The sequence below is a fragment of the Kitasatospora sp. NBC_01560 genome (assembly GCF_045208415.1).
Taxonomy (GTDB): Bacteria; Actinomycetota; Actinomycetes; order Streptomycetales; family Streptomycetaceae; genus Kitasatospora.
Genome location: NZ_CP109364.1, coordinates 1642075 through 1658461, shown reverse-complemented (window position 1 = coordinate 1658461; position 16387 = coordinate 1642075). Strand labels below are relative to the sequence as shown.

Here is a 16387-nt window from a genome sequence, read left to right as displayed (position 1 = left end):
CAGCTCTCACCGCCGCGGGCCGGGCCGGCCGTCGTCCGGGAGCCGGTCGAGCGCCAGCAGGGCGGCGCCGATCGCGCCCGCGTCGTTGGCGAACCGGGCCGTCAGCACGGGCACGGGCGGGCGGTCCCCGGGTGAGTGGAGCCGGCGGGCGAACGAGGCGCGCGCGGGTGCGAGCAGCAGTTCCCCGGCGGAGACCGGACCGCCTCCGACGATCAGAACGGACGGGTCGAACAGGTTGGCCAGCGCGGCCAGTCCGGTGCCGGTGAGCGTTCCCACCCGGTCCAGGATCTCCAGGGCCTGCCGGTCGCCGCCGCGGGCGGCCTCGGTGACGGCCTCTCCGGCGTCGGGGGAGCCCCGGTCGATCAGGCGGCCCAGCAGCGATGCCGGGCGCGCCGCCGCAGCCTGTCGCCCGAGCCGCGCGATGGTGGCGCCGGACGCGGACACTCCCCAGCACCCGCGGTTGCCGCACTCGCACAGGGGCCCGCCGGGTTCGACCGTCAGGTGGCTGGCCTCGGCCGCGAAGCCGTGCGAGCCGCGCAACAGGCGGCCGGCGACGACCACGCCGCAGCCCAGACCCGTGCCCAGGGTCACCAGCACCAGGTGGTCGTGTCCGCGCCCCGCGCCGAGGCGGTACTCGGCCCACGCGGCCGCGTTCGCGTCGTTGTCGGCCACCACCGGGAGCCCCACCGCCTCCGCGATCAGTGCGCGGAGCGGAGCCCGCGCGAAGGCCAGGCCGGGCCCGAAGGCCAGCGCTCCGGTGCGGGCGTCGACCATGCCGGGCAGGCCGACACCGACCGCGGTGACCCGCTCGCCGCGCACCTGCGTCACGAGGTCGCCGACGGCACCGACGAGCGTGTGCGCGGTGCCGCGCGGGGTGGCACGGCGGGCCCGCGCCACGACCGTGCCGTCGGCCGACACCCGCACCGCCGCGATCTTCGTGGCGCCGACGTCGACGCCGACGGCCTCGGCCGCCGTGGTGACCGGACGCGGTGCCGAGGACGACGGCGTCATGGCCCCTCCGGCAGGTGTATGCGGGCCTCGCCCCGCCCACCGGCGGTGCGCAGGTCGAAGCCGCCCGGCCGGCGGACGGCGGAGAGGTCGCACGGCCGGTCGGTGGTCAACACGTCGTGGCCCACCCGCACATGGACGGGTGCCCCCGCGCCGCTCTGCTCGTTCAGCCCCTTCACGTAGCAGGCCGCCAGCCGTCCGTGCGACACCCGCAGGGCGGCGCAGCCGCTCCCGACGAGGTCGACGGTGACGAGCTGCTCCCCGCAGGTGGTGCGCGCCCGCAAGGGTGCGCCGGAGCGGTTGAAGAGGAAGACGAGCGCGTCCTCGGGGCCCGCGACGGTCCTTCGCAGTTCGAGCCACGCCCCCGGCCTGGCGCGCGGCGGCGTAGCGGGGTCCGCACCGAGCCACTCCTCGACGGCCGCTCCGACGGACCGCCCGCCGAGGGCCACCGCGCGCACCCGGGCGGCCCCGCGCGGTGGCGCGGTGCACCGCCGCACGGCGTCGGCCAGCTCGGTGCAGGGGCGCAGGTGCTCGTCCAGGTGGGGGAGTTCCCCCAGGAGCAGCAGCGACCCGCCCTGCTCGGCGAACCGAGCGAGCCGCTGTTGCAGGGCCCGCTCCATGAAGCGGGCCGACACCGTGACCAGTGGCCCCGCGCCGGTGCCGAGTGCGGTCCGGTGGGTCAGCTCCTCCACCTGGAACGGCAGGTTGCGCCGCAGGCAGTGGGCGACGAAGGGCCGCAAGGTCCGATCGGCCGTGGGCACCGGTCCGTCCCCGTCCCCGTTGCCGCGCCGGCCCGTCTCCCGGCACCACGCACCGACTGCCGCGTACGCCGGATGGACGCCCCACCGCACGCCGGGCTCCGGGCGGGAGACGGCCAGCACCTCCTGTTGGCCGGCCAGGAAGTGCGTCAGCACCCTCAGGGTGGCGAAGGCCGGGCCGGGGCCGCCGTCGACCAGGACCGGGGCGGCGTCCCCGTAGGGCGGATCGAACCGGGCGGCGTCACCGGCCGCCCCGGCGGGCCGGGAGCGGTCCACCGCGAGGTGGTCGCCCCAGCCCGCGGTGGCGCAGGCCGGGTAGACGCTGATGCCGGTCGCGCCGCACGCCACGCCGAGCAGGGTGTGGTGGACCGGCACCACCGGGAAGGCACAGCCCGGGTCCGCCCAGCGGAGCCCCCAGTTCTCCTCGATGTTCGGGCCGCGTCCGCCCTTGGCCGCCAGGACGTAGTTCACCAGCGCCTCGTCGTCCGTCAGGACGTTGCCCGTCCAGCTCGTGTAGGCGCGGGGCAGTGCGCTGGGCGCGCCGACCCTGTTCCTCGCCAGCCAGGCGTCGTACCGCCCGGCCGCCCGGCCGGGGTCGCGGTCGGCCCTGGCGGGCGGCGAGTACGTGGTGAGGACGGGGATGTCCGGCCCGAGCGCTTCGGCCAGCCCCGCCATCCCGGCGGTGAGCGCCTCGGCCGACCACGCCCCCCAGCGGACCAGGGAGAGCAGCCCGTTCGGGGAGGGCGGGGTGCCGGTCTCCACGGGGGTGCCGGTCCGCACGGGGGCGTCGACGCCGGGCGCGAACCGGGCGAAGGCGGCGGCGCCCGGCGGCGAGTAGTCGAGTGCGTCGATCGGCAGGGCCGTCTCCCCGTAGTGCCCCTCGTTGCCGATCTGGACGGCGACGACCGGCCCCCGCGGATGCACGAAGGGCCGGACGAAGCGGCCGACGGCGCGGAGCCAACCCGTCGCGTCCGCGAGGAACCTCGGGTCCAGTGCCGACGGAAGCTCGAACTGCCGGCAGGGCAGTGGCCGGCCGTCGGCCGACCGGGCGGCGTGCCGGTCCGGATCGAGGGTGGGGCTGACCCGGTCGGGCAGCCCGCCGAAGGGGAGTTCGGCGTGGACGTAGGGGCCCGGCTTCGGCAGCGCGAGCAGGCCGGCCGCCGCGATCAACTCCAGGAAGGCGGCCAGGTCGCGGTTGCCGTCGCGGTCGAAGCACCAGCTTCGGCCGCCGTCCCGGGTGATCTCGTGGTGCCGCCAGGGCACGTAGCAGGTCACCACCTCGATGCCGGCGTCGCGCAGGGCGCCCAGCTTGGCCGCCCAACGCCCGGGGTCGTCCCGGTAGTAGGGGTACTCGCCGGTGATGAGGAAGCGGGGGAGCCCGTCCAGCCAGAGCGTTCCGTCCGCGAACGCCGGACGGGCACCGCTTCGTCCGGCGCTCACGGGGTGGGGCTCCCGTCCGGGGCGAGCAGGACCTTCATCGCGCGGTATTCGCCGGCGGGTGACCGGCCCGGCCCGTCCGGTGCGACCGCCAGCAGCGCCAGGGCCTCGGCGTACCGTGCGAGCGGCAGCACGTGCGTCACCAGTTCGTCGAGCGGTAGATCCCGTGCGAGGTCCACCGCCAGCTCGAAGTCCGCCGGCCGGTACGGTCCCGCCCCCGTCAGCCGGATCCCTCCGGTCACCAGGGGCCGCAGGCGGACGGTGGCGACGCCGGCCTCCCGCTCGCCCATCACCACGACCGTGCCGCCGGCCGCCACCGTGCCCAGGACGTCACCCGGTAGCGACCCCGTGGTGTCGACGACGACGTCGGGCGCCGGGCGGCCCGGCCCGGCCGCCTCCTCCGGGGCCAGCACCCGCACCGTCCGCGGCAGCAGCAGGCGGGCGATCTCCGCCCTCCCGGGGTCGCGCTCGACCAGCGCGACCCGGGAGCCGCGCCGGGCCAGGACCATCGCGCACAGCGCGCCGACGGGACCGGCACCGATCACGAGCACCTGGTCGTCCCAGCGCGGCCGAGCCGCCCTCAGGTTGTTCAGTACACAGGCGAGCGGCTCCACCAGGGCGCCCCGCCGGTAGGACACCGAGGCGGGCAGCCGGTGGACGAAGTGCTCGGGCACGACGGCGAAGTCGGCCATCGTCCCGTCACGGTCGACGCCGACCTCCCGGCCCGCCTTCGCCGCGCAGTGTGCGGGCATCCCCCGGCGGCAGGGGCGGCACCGGCCGCAGTAGTACGTCGGGTTGATCACCACCCGGTCACCCGGTGCCACCGAGCTGACGCCGGATCCGGTCGCGGCGACCGCGCCGACCGCCTCGTGCCCCAGCACCACACCGCGCCGCGCCGGGAACTCGCCCAGCAGGATCGCCCGGTCCGTGCCGCAGATGCCGGTGGCGGCCACCTCGACCAGGACGTCGCCGGCGTCGCAGGAGGGGACGGCGCGGTCGTGGAGGCCCGCCAGGCCCACGTCCTCGAACACGACGGCCTTCATCGCAGCCTCCCACGGATGTCTCGTCAGCGGTGTCATAAAGTCCCCGGTATGAGCCTGTTCCGGCAGTCCGACGGAGGTCACTTCCCGTCGCGCGGGTGTGACCTCCCTCCGAGCTCGCGGTCGAGGATCCTGTTGCTCGGCGCGTCGGGGTTCGTGGGCGGCGGCCTCTGGACGTACCTGACGCACCGTCACGACGTCGTCGGCACCTTCGCCACCCGGCCGGTCGCCGGGCTGGTCCGGGTGGACCTGCGCGACGAGCGCCGACTCGCGGAACTGGTGGCCGACGGCTTCGACCTGGTCGTCCACGCGGCCGGTCTGGTGCCCCTGGAGGCGGCGGAAGCCGACCCGGAGCTGGCCCACCGTCTCAACGTCCGCCCCGTCGAGGTGCTGCTGGACGCCGTGCGCGGCACCGCGGCGAAGCTGGTCCTGCTCTCCAGCGACAACGTCTTCGACGGCACCCGCCACCAGTACACCGAGGAGGACCGGCGCCGCCCCGTCAACGTCTACGGACGGACCAAGGTGGCGGCCGAGGACCTGCTGCTCGCCGAGGGCGGCCACCTGGTCGTGCGGATTCCCCTCGTCTTCGGGCGCGGCCCCTGGTCGAACAGCTTCCTGGCGCGGCTGGCGGGGCCGACGACCACCGCCCGCACGGATCTGGTCTGCGCCCCGGTGTACCTGCCCAGCCTCGGCCCGGCGCTGGCCCGGCTCTGGGACCGCACGGGTGTCGTGCACTACGGCGGCAGCGATGTGGTGACCCGGTTCGAGTTGATGTCCGGCGTCCAGCAGGCCCTGGACCTGCCCACCCGGGTGGTGGCCACCAGTGGGCAGGAGGCCGGCGCCGGCTGCCGCCGCCCGCCGCGGCTGGTGCTGCGCAGCACCCGGCACCCGCTGCTGGGCCCCGCGCTCGGCCCCGCGCTCGCCCACCTGGCGGGCCTGCCGCGCACCTGACGGCCGGCCGCGGGCGTGCGGGCGGGCTGCCACGTCACCCACCGGGGAGGTGGTCGGCCACCAGGGCGAGGTGGCTCCCGGCGTCCACGCGCCCGGCCCGGTCGAGCTGCCCGGCGAGATCGTTGATCAGCAGGGTGCCGAGCAGGTAGTGGCCGAGCGCGAGTTCCGCGGGAGCGGAGTCCTTCCCCAGCAGGTCGGGCTTGGGCTTGCGGTCCGAGAGCCGGCACGGCGCCTCCGCCAGGACGTGCAGGTCGTGGGTGAGCAGCAGCCGCTGCAGCCAGCCGGGATCGTCGCGGAACAGGACCGCCAGGCCCTCGCAGGACTCCAGGTGCGGCAGGAACCGGTGGATCGCCGCGCGGTAGCCCGGAAAGGCCGGCTGCCGGAACCCGACCTCGTACCCCACCCGTCGGCCGGGCCGGCCCGACCTGCGCACCGAGAAGCCCAGCCGCAGCGCGGGATCCCACACGGTGAGGCTGAAGAGCGTCTTCGCCAGGTCGTAGACCGGATCCCACGGCTCGGTGGAGCCGCGCGGATCGATGAGCCGGAAGTCCACCGCGGCCGCGTCGGGGCGGGCGGACAGCAGCACGTTGCGCGTGTTGGCGTCCCCGTGGGCCGGGGCCATCAACCTGGGCGGCGCCAGCGGGGCCAGCCGGTCCGTCAGGCGTTCCAGCACGACGTGCGGGTGCTCGCACGGCACGCCGTTGACCGCGAACCGCCCGGCCGCCGGCAGGTCGGCGGGCAGCGCCTCCCGCAGCGCCGGCAGCCGGCGCAGGAACCGGCCCACGACGGTCTCCGCCACGTACCCGGCCGGGGCGGGGTGGGACTGCGCGGCGTACCCGTCCAGGACGAGGGCCCGGGTGACCGCCGTGTACCGTCCGAAGAACTCCCGGGTGCCCTGCGCCGACTCCCGCAGCGGGGCCGCGAGGTCCACCGAGTCGTAGAACGGCGTCGTACAGGCCGACCACCCGTCGCCGTCGAGGGAGTGCGTGATCGGCAGGTAGTGCGCAGCCAGGCGCGGTGCCACGGTGCGCAGCAGCTCGATCTGGTGCACCTTGCGGCGGAAGGACACCAGGTCGTGGCCGTCCACGGCGCCCCGCGCGGGTACCAGGACCTTGACCGCGAGGTCCTCCCCGGCCGCGGTGGTGGCCCGGTAGACCCGGGCCGGGGACCCTCCGTCCAGGATCTCGTACGCGACCCGGAGGCCGAGGGTTTCCGTGACGGCCGCCAGGGCCGTCCGGTCGGTCCACCCGCCGGCCGCCGGGTGGGCGGGCACGGCCGGCTCGTGCCGGCGATCGGTGACCACGAGCGTCTCCTCCCTGGGCTCCGCCGCCCGCCTACCAGCGGATCGAGTCGATCAGTCCCGCGTGCAACTGCGCCGTGCAGGCGGCGATGCACGACCGCTGGTTGAGCGGCCCGATGTCCAGCAGCAGGGTGTCGTGCAGCGACTTGCCGTAGGCGTCGGTGATGGTCACCCCGGCCCGCTCCGCCAGGAAGACCGAGGCGGCGATGTCGTACGGGAACAGGTGGAGGATGCTCCCGTGACCGACCCGGCGGAAGTCCGTCTCGGTGGCGGGACGGTCGCGGAGCAGCCGGTTGCCGATGTCGACGTAGGCGTCCATCTGCCCGGTGATGATCCGTGAGATGGAGAAGGAGGCGCTGTTGAACACGTACACACCACCGGTGTTGGCCGAGGCGTCGATCAGGTGGCCGTAGGCACCGGTCATCAACGCGGCCGGGTGGCCGTTGAACTCCAGCGACCAGAACATCCGGTCCAGGTCGGTGGCGGACGAGAGCCGGGGCACCGCGACGGGAAAGCCGCCGGACTCGATCCCTACCCCTGCGGTGTCGGCGTAGAGCCAGTTCCCGGATTTGATCTCCTGGAGCATCGCGTACCGGATGTCCCCGATGACGGGGGCCTCGCCGAAGGGGGCCGCGGCGATGGAGACGCAGGCCATCTCCAGGTCGGCGGCGGCGCCGCGGGTGCCGTCGATCGGATCGATGATCAGGACGTACGCGGGACTGCGGCCGATCGTGCGCAGCCCCTCGCTCTCGGTGTAGACGGCGACGGGCTCGTCCCGCTCCTTCAGGAAGTCCCAGGCGGCGCGCTCGGCGAGCACGTCGACCGGGAACTCGGCGTCTCCCCCCTTCGCCGTGCCCTCCACGTAGCGGCTGCCGACGTCGTGCAGGCCGGCGCGGACGGCCGCCCGGATCCGTCCGGACAGCTCCTGGACGAGGCCCCTCATGAGACCGAGAGGAAGAGTCGTTCCAGCAGATCGCACATCTCGTCCGCCTCCTGACGGGTCATGATCAGCGCCGGGCGGACCTTCAGCACGTTGCCGTGTCCGTACAGCGAGGTCCGCAGCAGGAGCCCGTGCTCCATGCCGAGTTCGGCCAGGTGATTGGTGAGCCGGGGGTCGGGCCGGCCCTCCCGGTCCACGATGTCGATGCCGATCATCAGCCCCACTCCGCGGACCTCGCGGACGAACGGCACCTTCGTGGCCAGGTCGCGCAGCCGGTCGAGCACGTGCGCACCGACGGCCCGCACGTTCTCCAGGAACCCGGGGCGGCCGATGATCTCCAGCGTCTTCAGGGCGGCCGCGGCGGCCAGGACGTTGCCACCGAAGGTCGAGTTGATGTGGTGCCCCTCCACGCCGGCCAGCCGCTCCTCCGTCAGGATGCCGGCGATGGGCATCCCGGAGCCGCCGAGCCCCTTGCCGAAGGTCATCATGTGCGGGGCGACGCCGAAGTGGTCCGCGGCGAACATCCGGCCGGTGCGGCCGAACCCGGTCTGGATCTCGTCGAAGACCAGGACGATGCCGCGTTCCTCGCACAGGTCCTTGAGCGCCTGGAGGTAGCCGTCGGGCGGGACGACGTTGCCGCCGTTGCCGCTGATCGGCTCCAGCACCACGCAGGCCACCCGGCCGGTGCTCGCGTAGTCGATGAAGTCGTTGATCCGGTCCACGCAGAGCAGGCCGCAGGTGGCGCGCTCCTGCCCGTAGAAGCAGCGCAGGCAGTGCGGATCGGGGACGTGCACGACACCGGGGAGGTGCGAGGGGAAGGGCGTGCGCCGGAACGCGGCGCCGGAGGCACCGATCATGCCGAGGGTCTGGCCGAGGTGCCCTCGGAAGAGCGTGATCACGTCGGAGTTCCCGGTGTGGACCTGGGCGATCTTGACGGCGCTCTCGTTGGCGTCGGAGCCGCTCGCCGACTTCAGGTGCACCCGGGTGAGGTTCGGCGGGGATATCTCGGCCAGCTTCGACACCAGCGCGTTCAGCGGTCCGGTCTGGAACTTCGAGGTGACGTGGATGAGTTCGCCGGCCTGTTCGCGGACGACGGCCACGATCTCGGGGTGGGCGTAGCCCAGGCTCAGGTTGAACGTCCCCGAGGAGCAGTCGAGATAGCGCCGACCGTCCTCGGCGTAGAGGTGGACGCCCTCGCCGCCGACCACCCGGAGTTCGTCCGGAAGGTAGTAGTAGTGCCGGAGGACGCCGGCGACGTCCGGTGCGGTCGGCGGCCTCGGTGCCGCAGTGCTGACGTGTTCCATCGGTTTTCCTCCGAGAATTCCTGGCAGATCGATCTGCTCGAACGATTCGAAACGCAGATCCGCCTCGTGGAGATCGAGCGAGGCGGTCATCGAGTTCGGTACGACGACGCATCGGATTCCGGCCCGTTTCGCCGCGAGCACACCGCTCGGAGAATCCTCGAATGCCACCGCCCGCCCGGCCGGAATTCCCAGGGAGGCGAGTGCCGCGACGTACAGGTTCGGTTCGGGTTTCGCGTTGGTGCAGTCTCCGTCGGCGCACTGTAGTGTGCTCCACCCTTCGGCGATGTTGCATTGCCGGGCGTATCGGGAAATCCATTCCCGGGTCGAGTTGCTGACGATCCCGCGGGCGATTCCCAGCGCGTCGACCGTCCGCAGGATCCGCTCCACTCCGGGTCGGCTCGACAGGCCGCCGAGCAGCTCCTGCTGCCGGAAGCGGACCCGCTCCTGCACCTCCCGCCGGTCCACCGTGCGCCCGGTGAGCCGTTCGAGGTGTGTCCACAGGTCGAACCCGATGGTGCCGACGAGCGACGACCACACGTCCATCGGGAGTTGATGGCCGGATTCCAGGAAGATCTCCGCATGGGCGCGGAATATCTCGGATTCCGGATCCCACAGCGTCCCGTCGAAGTCGAAGAGGACAGCATGCACTTCGTTCACGTACACCTCCGTCGGGCGCGCTCCCACCGTGCGGCCACCAGGTGGTGCACGGAGCTGAAACGCCCAGGTGTCATCATTGCGGAACTCGTACCGGCCCGCCATTCATGGTTCGTTGACGCACCCTCGACCGGAGTAGGCCGCGCGGCGCGGACGGACGGACGGTGATCGACTTGGGGCGGCGCCGGCGAAGGGCCGGCCCGAAAGCCGAGGAGCCATGGACGAAGACATCCGCCCCGCCGGTGCGGCGGCTCCCGCGGGCAGGCCGCGGGTGGCCGTGGTGGGACACGTCGAGTGGACGACGATCGCAGGCCTCGACCAAGTGCCCAGCGCCGGTGAGGTGATCCACGCGGAGCGCCTCTGGCGCGGCCCCGCCGGCGGTGGCGCGGTCGCCGCCGTCCGGCTGGCCGAACTGACCGGCGGTTGCACCTTCTTCACCGCCCTCGGCGACGACCACGCCGGGCGGCGCTCGCGCACGGAGCTGGAGCACCGCGGCGTCCGGGTGCTCGCCGCCTCCCGGGCCGGTCCCACCCGCGCGGCGGTGAGCATGGTCGACCGGTCCGGCGAGCGCACCACGATCACCCTGGGCGAACGCCTGCAACCCGCCGCGGCCGATCCGGTCGACTGGGGGGAACTGGCCTCCTTCGACGCGGTGTTCTTCACCGCCGGGGACGCCGCCCTGCTGCGCCGGGCCCGCCGGGCCAGGGTGCTCGTGGTGACGGCGCGTGAGTTCACCACCGTGCGGGAGTCCGGTGTCAGGGTCGACGCGATGGTGGGCAGCGGCTGCGACCCGGCCGAGCGCTGCGATCCGGCGCTGCTGAGCAGGCCACCGGATCTGGTGGTCAGCACCGAAGGCCGTCACGGCGGCGTGTTCAGCTGCGGCGGCCGGCCCCCTCGGCGCTACCGGCCCGCCCGCGCCCCCGGCCCCCTGGTGGACACCTACGGGGTGGGGGACAACTTCGCGGCCGTCCTCACGTACGCGCTCGCCACCGGCTCGGCCGCGGCCGCGGCACTGGACCTCGCCGCCAGGCACGGTGCGGCCTCCACCGCGCGGCGGGGCCCGTTCGCGGCCGGGCCCACGCCACCGCGACGGGCGGCCGGGACATGAGGCGGATCCTCCTCCTGTGGGACATCGACGGCACGCTGATCGACGACGGCGCCGTCGGCGAGACCGTCTACCCGCTCGTGTTCGAACGGCTCACCGGGAGGCCGGCCCGCCATCGGGTCGCGACCGCGGGCCGCACCGAACTGGACGTGATGGACGAGCTGTTCGCCCGGCACGGTGTCGACGCGGTCGAACCGGGCCGGGTCGCCGCCGAGCTGGCCGCGCAACTGCGCCGGCTGGCCACCGAGCTCCGGACGGCCGGACGGATCCTCCCCGGGGCGGTCGAGGCCCTGCGGGCGCTGCGGGCCCGGCCCGACGTGACCCAGTCCGTGCTGACCGGGAACCTCCGGGCCAACGCCGCCCTGAAACTACGGCTGTTCGGGTTGGCGGAGTTCGTGGACCTCGGGGCCGGCGCGTACGGCGACGACGCACGCGAGCGGGCCGCGCTGCTCCCGGTGGCCCGGCGGCGCGCGGCGGCCGTGCACGGGCGCCACTTCGACTCCGGCCGCACCGTCCTGATCGGCGACACTCCGCAGGACGTGCGCGCGGGCGTCGTCGGTGGGTCGCGGGTGGTCGCCGTGGCCTCGGGCGCGAGCAGTGCCGAAGCGTTGCGAGCGGCCGGGGCCGATGCGGTCCTGGCGGATCTGCGCGACACCGCCGCGGTGATCCGCGCCGTCCGCGCACCGACCCCGACCCCGGCCGCGCGGAGCGGGCGATGAACGGGAGCGCTCCCCGGGTGGGCCTGGTCTCGGTCGTCATGCCTGCGCGGAACGCCGAGCCGACGCTGGCCGCGCAGCTGGAGGCCCTGCGCCGGCAGACCTATCCGGACCAGTGGGAGCTCGTCGTCGTGGAGAACGGATCGAGTGACGGCACCCCCGCGCTCCTGCGGTCCTGGCAGCGGCGGATGCCCCAGCTCAGGGTGGTCGACGTCGCCGGGGCCTGCGGCGTCAACGGTGCGCGCAACATCGGTTGCCGGTGCGCGCGGGGCGAGTTCGTGCTCTGCTGCGACGCGGACGACGTGGTGGCCCCCGGGTGGATGGCCGCCCTGGTCGACGCGCTGCGGACCAGCCCGGCCGTCGGAGGAGCGCTCGAACGCCGCCTGCTCAACACGCGGGTGGCCCTCGCCGCGCGCCCGCCGAAGGAGGCCGACGCCCTGCTCGACACCTTCGGCTTCCTGCCCTACCCGGCGGGTGCCAACTGCGGATTCCACAAGGAGCTGTGGGCCCGCCTGGGCGGCTTCGACGAGAGCTACCGCTACGGCGGTGACGATGTCGAGTTCTTCTGGCGTGCCCAACTGGCCGGGTACCGGCTGGCCTTCTCGCCCGACGCCGTCGTGCACTACCGGCTCCGCGGTGACGCCCCGGCCATCGCACGCCAGCTCTACCGCTACGGCCGCTCGCACCCCAAGCTCTACCGGGACTTCGCCGGCCACGGCATGCCCGCCTCGCGCCCGGGCGACGCTGCCCGGGCCTGGTGCCGGATGCTGGCACACCTGCCCGACCTGGCCGGCCGTGCGGACGGCCGCGCGGCCTGGCTGGCCCAACTCTCCCTGCGGGCCGGCCGGATGGCCGGCAGCGTCGGGCACCGGCGGTGGTACCTGTAGGCCGCCGGGGGTGGGCCGCCCGGGCCCGGGTGCCCGGGCGGCCCACCCCCGGCGCCCACCTAACCGGCCGCGGTCGGCTGGCGGACGGCCCGGGCGGGGGCGGTGTCCCGGTCCTCGCCGGGGAGGGCCTGCAGGATCGCGTCCACGCTCTGCTTGGCGTCCCCGAAGAGCATGCTGCTGTTCTCGCGGAAGAACAGCGGGTTCTGCACCCCCGCGTAGCCGGAGGCCATCGACCGCTTGAAGACGATCACCTGCTCCGCCTCCCACACCCGCAGGACCGGCATCCCGGCGATCGGGCTGGACGGGTCGTCCATGGCGGCCGGGTTGACGGTGTCGTTGGCGCCGATGACGAGGACGACGGAGGTCTTGGCGAAGTCCTCGTTGATCTCGTCCATCTCCAGGACGATGTCGTACGGCACCTTGGCCTCGGCCAGCAGCACGTTCATGTGCCCGGGCAGGCGGCCGGCCACCGGGTGCACGCCGAAGCGGACTTCGACGCCGCGCTCGCGCAGCCGCCGCGTCAGCTCCGCCACGGGGTGCTGGGCCTGGGCCACCGCCATCCCGTAGCCGGGGGTGATGATCACGGACTGGGCCTGCGCGAGCAGGCCGGCCGTCTCCTCCGCGCGGATCTCGCGGTGTTCCCCCTGTTCGGCGTCGCCGCCCGACGGGGCCTCGATGCCGAAGCCGCCGGCGATGACCGAGACGAACGAGCGGTTCATCGCCCGGCACATGATGTACGACAGGTAGGCGCCGGAGGAGCCGACCAGCGCGCCGGTGACGATGAGCAGGTTGTTGTTGAGCAGGAACCCGGCGGCGGCCGCGGCCCAGCCCGAGTAGCTGTTCAGCATGGAGACGACGACGGGCATGTCACCGCCGCCGATCGAGGCGACCAGGTGCCAGCCGAGGACGAGCGCCAGGACGGTCACCGCGATCATCAGCCCCAGCTGCGGGCTGACGGTGAACCAGACGGTCAGCCCCGCGAACGCCGCCAGCGCCCCCAGGTTGAGGCCGTTCTTGCCGGGCAGCGTCAGCGGGCGCGAGGCGATCCGGGCGGACAGCTTGAGGTAGGCCACGATGGAGCCGGTGAAGGTGACCCCGCCGATGAAGATGCCGATGAAGACCTCGGCGTGGTGGATGCCCAGCAGGTCGCCGGAGACCACCGTCTGCGCCGCGCCGTGGGCCTCGACCTCCAGGTAGCTGTTCCAGCCGACCAGGACGGCGGCGAGACCGACGAAACTGTGCAGGACGGCGATGAGTTCGGGCATCTGCGTCATCTCGACCCGGCGGGCCTGCCAGAGGCCCGCCGCACCGCCGAGCACCATCGCGAGGACGATCAGCAGGACGGCGCCGGCGGTGATGCTCTGCGCCGCCAGGACGACGGTGGCGACCAGGGCCAGCGCCATGCCGGCGATGCCGTAGACGACGCCCGCGCGTGACGTCCGGTGCTGGGACAGCCCGGCCAGGCTGAGGATGAACAACAGGGCGGCGACGAGGTCCGCGGCGTGGGATGCCGTCGTGGAAGTCATCGGGCTCAGCGCCTTTCGGGGGCAGTCGAGAACATGCTCAGCATGCGGCGGGTCACGGCGAAGCCTCCGAAGATGTTCACGCTGGTCAGCAGGATCGCCACGAACGACAGCGTGGTCACCACCCAGCTCCCGTGCCCGATCTGCAACAGGGCACCGATCACCACGATCCCGGAGACGGCGTTGGTCACCGACATCAGCGGGGTGTGCAGGGCGTGGTGCACCTTGCCGATGACGTAGTAGCCGATCACCACGGCGAGCGCGAACACCGTGAAGTTCTCGGCCAGTTGGGTCGGCGCGAAGGCGATCAGCAGGAAGAGCGCCAGCATCCCCAGGCCGATCAGGCCGAACCGCACCGCGGGGGTGAGCCGGGACGGCGTCGCCGCCACCGGTGCGACCGGGGCCGCGGGCGGCGCGGCCGGCGCCGCCGACACGGCCACCGGCGGTGGTGGCCAGGTCACCTCACCGGCCCGGACGACCGTCACGGCCCGCTGGACGACGTCGTCGAAGTCGATGACGAGCCGGCCGTCCCCGCCGGGGGTCAGCAGCTTCAACAGGTTCACCAGGTTGGTGCCGAACAGCTGCGAGGCCTGGGTGGCCAGCCGGCCCGCCAGATCCGTGTAGCCGATGATGGTGACGCCGTTCTCGGTCACCACGGCCCGGCCGGCCACGGTGCCCTCGACGTTGCCGCCCTGGGCGGCGGCCATGTCGACGATGACACTGCCCGGCTTCATCGCCGCCACGTCCGCGGCCGTGACCAGCCGCGGCGCGGTCCGGCCGGGGATCAGCGCCGTGGTGACGATGATGTCCACGTCCGCGGCCTGCCGGTGGTACAGCGCGGCGGCGGCGCGGTCGTAGTCGGCGGAGGTCGCCTTGGCGTAGCCGTCGGTGCTCGCCTCCTGCACGACGTCCACCGCCAGGTACTCGCCGCCCAGCGAGCGGACCTGGTCCGCGACCTCGGGCCGCGGATCGGTGGCCCGGACGATCGCGCCCAGGCTGGTCGCCGCACCGATGGCGGCGAGACCGGCGACGCCGGCGCCCGCCACGAGCACCTTCGCCGGCGGCACCTTGCCCGCGGCGGTGACCTGGCCGGTGAAGAACCGCCCGAACACGTGGGCCGCCTCGATCACCGCCCGGTACCCCGCGATGTTCGCCATCGAGCTGAGCACGTCCATCGACTGCGCCCGCGAGATCCGCGGGACGCCGTCCAGCGCGAGCGCCGTGACGCCGCGTGCGGACAACTCCTGCACCAGCTCGGGGTGCTGCGCCGGCGCGAGCAGGCCGACGACGGTGGCGTCCGCGCGCAGCCGGGCGATCTCGTCGTGCGACGGTGCGTTGACCTTGAGGACCACCTCGGCCGCCCAGGCGTCGCCGATGTCCGCGCCGGCCTCGGTGTAGGCCGCGTCGGTGAATCCGGAGGCCGTGCCGGCCTCCGACTCGACGACGACCCGGTAGCCGAGGCCGAGCAACTGCCGCACCGTGGCGGGAGTCGCGGCGACCCGGGTCTCCCCGGCGGTCGACTCGGCGACCACGCCGATGCGCTGGGGCGGGTGGTGGGTGGGGACCTGTGCAGACATGTCTGGTGTCTCTCTCGTCGGAGGCGCTGCTGACCGGGCATCTGCGGCAGCGGGGCGTGCTTCACCCGCTGGTCGCAGGAACGTACACCTCCCCCCACCTCCGGGCCGACACCGCGAGCCAGTGATTAGCCTCACGGAGTGAGGGGACGGGCGGACGCGGGGAAGGGCACCCCGGTCCTGCCTCCGGACCTCGCGCCCCGACCCCGTGCCTCGCCCCCGTGCCCCGCCCCGGCCTGCACCCTGAACTTGCGTCCTGCCCCTGCACCCTGCCCGTGCGCTCCGTCCGTACACGCCGTTCGTGCACCGTGTTCGTGCACCGTGTTCGTGCTCCTGGTGGGTGCACCGTGTTCGTCCGCATCGTTCGTTCGCCGTACTGGCTCGTCGTGCCGGTGCCGGTGCCGGTGCCGGTGCCGGTGCCGGTGCCGGTGCCGTCGGCCGGCCGGCCGGGCCCCGGGAACCACCGGGGCCGGAGGCGCCGCGGGGTGCGGTGCCTCCGGCCCGGGCGGGCGGGTCGGGTGGGCAGGGGTCAGGTGCGGGCCATCTGCCACGCGCCGACGAAGTCGCAGGCGTAGGAGCTGAAGACGGTGATGCGGTAGCCGGGCGGGATGGGCGATCCGGAGCAGGCCCAGATGCCGGGGTAGATCTGTTCGTGCAGCCAGCTGCCGATGCCGTTGCAGCCGGCGATGGTGTGCCTGGTCGCCACGTACCCGGCGACGATCGGCGAGCCCGAGCACGTCCACATGTTGTTGTGGACGATCTGGTGGTACCAGCCGCCGAGGCCGTCGCAGCCCCGGCTGTCGTAGTTGGTGATGACGTACCCGGTCACGATCGGCGAGCCGGAGCACGTCCAGATCCCGTCCTGGACGGGCTGCTGGTACCAGGAGCCGGCGCCGTTGCAGCCGCCGGTGTTGTGGCCGGTGATGACCCAGCCGGCGGGGACGGGTGCCCCCGAACAGGACCACTGGCCGGCGGGCCAGCGGAGGTCTTCGGTGGTCGTGGCGCCGGCGGTGGCGGCGGAGGCGCCGACGAGGAGGACGGACGCGAGCAGCGCCACCACTCCCGCCATCGCGGCGACCCGGCCGCGGACGACTCTCGTCGCGGCCCCGCTCCACAGTCGGTCGATGAGGCTCTTCATGGCACACCTGTCCTTTCGGCACGGTCGTTCGACGGCCCCCGACGGCAGAGCA

General features: G+C 73.8%; 13 protein-coding genes. 4 read left to right on the top strand and 9 right to left on the bottom strand.

Features of this window, described 5'->3' with window-relative positions; translation table 11 throughout:
* Positions 1 to 6 precede the first annotated feature (6 nt).
* The 3 genes from OH807_RS06730 to OH807_RS06720 are packed head-to-tail and all read right to left on the bottom strand — an operon-like array spanning position 7 to position 4246.
* The gene (locus OH807_RS06730) at positions 7 to 1011 is read right to left on the bottom strand and encodes an ROK family protein (RefSeq protein ID WP_406195103.1); all 1005 of its coding nucleotides are present in this window, start codon (positions 1009 to 1011) and stop codon (positions 7 to 9) included.
* Positions 1008 to 3206, bottom strand: coding sequence for a beta-galactosidase (locus tag OH807_RS06725; protein ID WP_406195101.1), 2199 nt, complete (start codon positions 3204 to 3206; stop codon positions 1008 to 1010). Before OH807_RS06725 ends, OH807_RS06730 begins: the two co-directional genes overlap by 4 nt.
* Positions 3203 to 4246, bottom strand: coding sequence for a zinc-binding dehydrogenase (locus OH807_RS06720; protein WP_406195099.1), 1044 nt, complete (start codon positions 4244 to 4246; stop codon positions 3203 to 3205). The genes OH807_RS06725 and OH807_RS06720 overlap by 4 nt, the downstream gene beginning before the upstream one ends.
* A 132-nt stretch (positions 4247 to 4378) precedes the next feature.
* Between OH807_RS06720 and OH807_RS06715 the strand changes: the two genes are divergently transcribed.
* Positions 4379 to 5194: an SDR family oxidoreductase gene (locus tag OH807_RS06715; RefSeq protein WP_406195097.1), complete on the top strand. Its 816-nt coding sequence runs from the start codon at positions 4379 to 4381 to the stop codon at positions 5192 to 5194.
* 34 nt (positions 5195 to 5228) lie between these two features.
* Here OH807_RS06715 and OH807_RS06710 read toward each other — a convergent pair whose 3' ends face one another.
* Genes OH807_RS06710 through OH807_RS06700 form a run of 3 tightly spaced genes read right to left on the bottom strand, consistent with a single transcriptional unit; the run spans position 5229 to position 9395 of the window.
* Entirely contained in the window at positions 5229 to 6497 is a 1269-nt protein-coding gene (locus OH807_RS06710) for a hypothetical protein (protein WP_406195095.1), read from the bottom strand.
* 31 nt (positions 6498 to 6528) lie between these two features.
* Positions 6529 to 7437: an inositol monophosphatase family protein gene (locus OH807_RS06705; protein ID WP_406195093.1), complete on the bottom strand. Its 909-nt coding sequence runs from the start codon at positions 7435 to 7437 to the stop codon at positions 6529 to 6531.
* Complete coding sequence (locus tag OH807_RS06700; RefSeq protein ID WP_406195090.1) at positions 7434 to 9395, bottom strand: aminotransferase class III-fold pyridoxal phosphate-dependent enzyme; 1962 nt, start codon at positions 9393 to 9395, stop codon at positions 7434 to 7436. The genes OH807_RS06705 and OH807_RS06700 overlap by 4 nt, the downstream gene beginning before the upstream one ends.
* Positions 9396 to 9609: 214 nt before the next feature.
* On the opposite strand from OH807_RS06700, the gene OH807_RS06695 reads away from it, so the two are divergent.
* Genes OH807_RS06695 through OH807_RS06685 form a run of 3 tightly spaced genes read left to right on the top strand, consistent with a single transcriptional unit; the run spans position 9610 to position 12100 of the window.
* A complete protein-coding gene (locus OH807_RS06695) occupies positions 9610 to 10500 on the top strand; it encodes a PfkB family carbohydrate kinase (protein ID WP_406195087.1) in 891 nt (296 codons plus the stop codon).
* Positions 10497 to 11216 carry an HAD family hydrolase gene (locus tag OH807_RS06690; RefSeq protein WP_406195085.1) on the top strand — a complete coding sequence of 240 codons (720 nt, stop codon included), beginning with the start codon at positions 10497 to 10499 and terminating at the stop codon, positions 11214 to 11216. Before OH807_RS06695 ends, OH807_RS06690 begins: the two co-directional genes overlap by 4 nt.
* On the top strand, positions 11213 to 12100 hold the full coding sequence (locus tag OH807_RS06685; protein WP_406195082.1) for a glycosyltransferase: 888 nt from the start codon (positions 11213 to 11215) through the stop codon (positions 12098 to 12100). The genes OH807_RS06690 and OH807_RS06685 overlap by 4 nt, the downstream gene beginning before the upstream one ends.
* Positions 12101 to 12159: 59 nt before the next feature.
* Here OH807_RS06685 and pntB read toward each other — a convergent pair whose 3' ends face one another.
* From pntB to OH807_RS06670, 3 genes are all read right to left on the bottom strand, one after another.
* Entirely contained in the window at positions 12160 to 13626 is a 1467-nt protein-coding gene (gene pntB, locus OH807_RS06680; protein ID WP_406195079.1) for a Re/Si-specific NAD(P)(+) transhydrogenase subunit beta, read from the bottom strand.
* A gap of 5 nt (positions 13627 to 13631) precedes the next feature.
* Positions 13632 to 15200, bottom strand: coding sequence for a Re/Si-specific NAD(P)(+) transhydrogenase subunit alpha (locus OH807_RS06675; protein ID WP_406195075.1), 1569 nt, complete (start codon positions 15198 to 15200; stop codon positions 13632 to 13634).
* A gap of 526 nt (positions 15201 to 15726) precedes the next feature.
* Positions 15727 to 16335 (bottom strand): hypothetical protein, encoded by a 609-nt coding sequence (locus OH807_RS06670; RefSeq protein WP_406195072.1) that lies wholly within the window; start codon positions 16333 to 16335, stop codon positions 15727 to 15729.
* Positions 16336 to 16387: the final 52 nt, after the last annotated feature.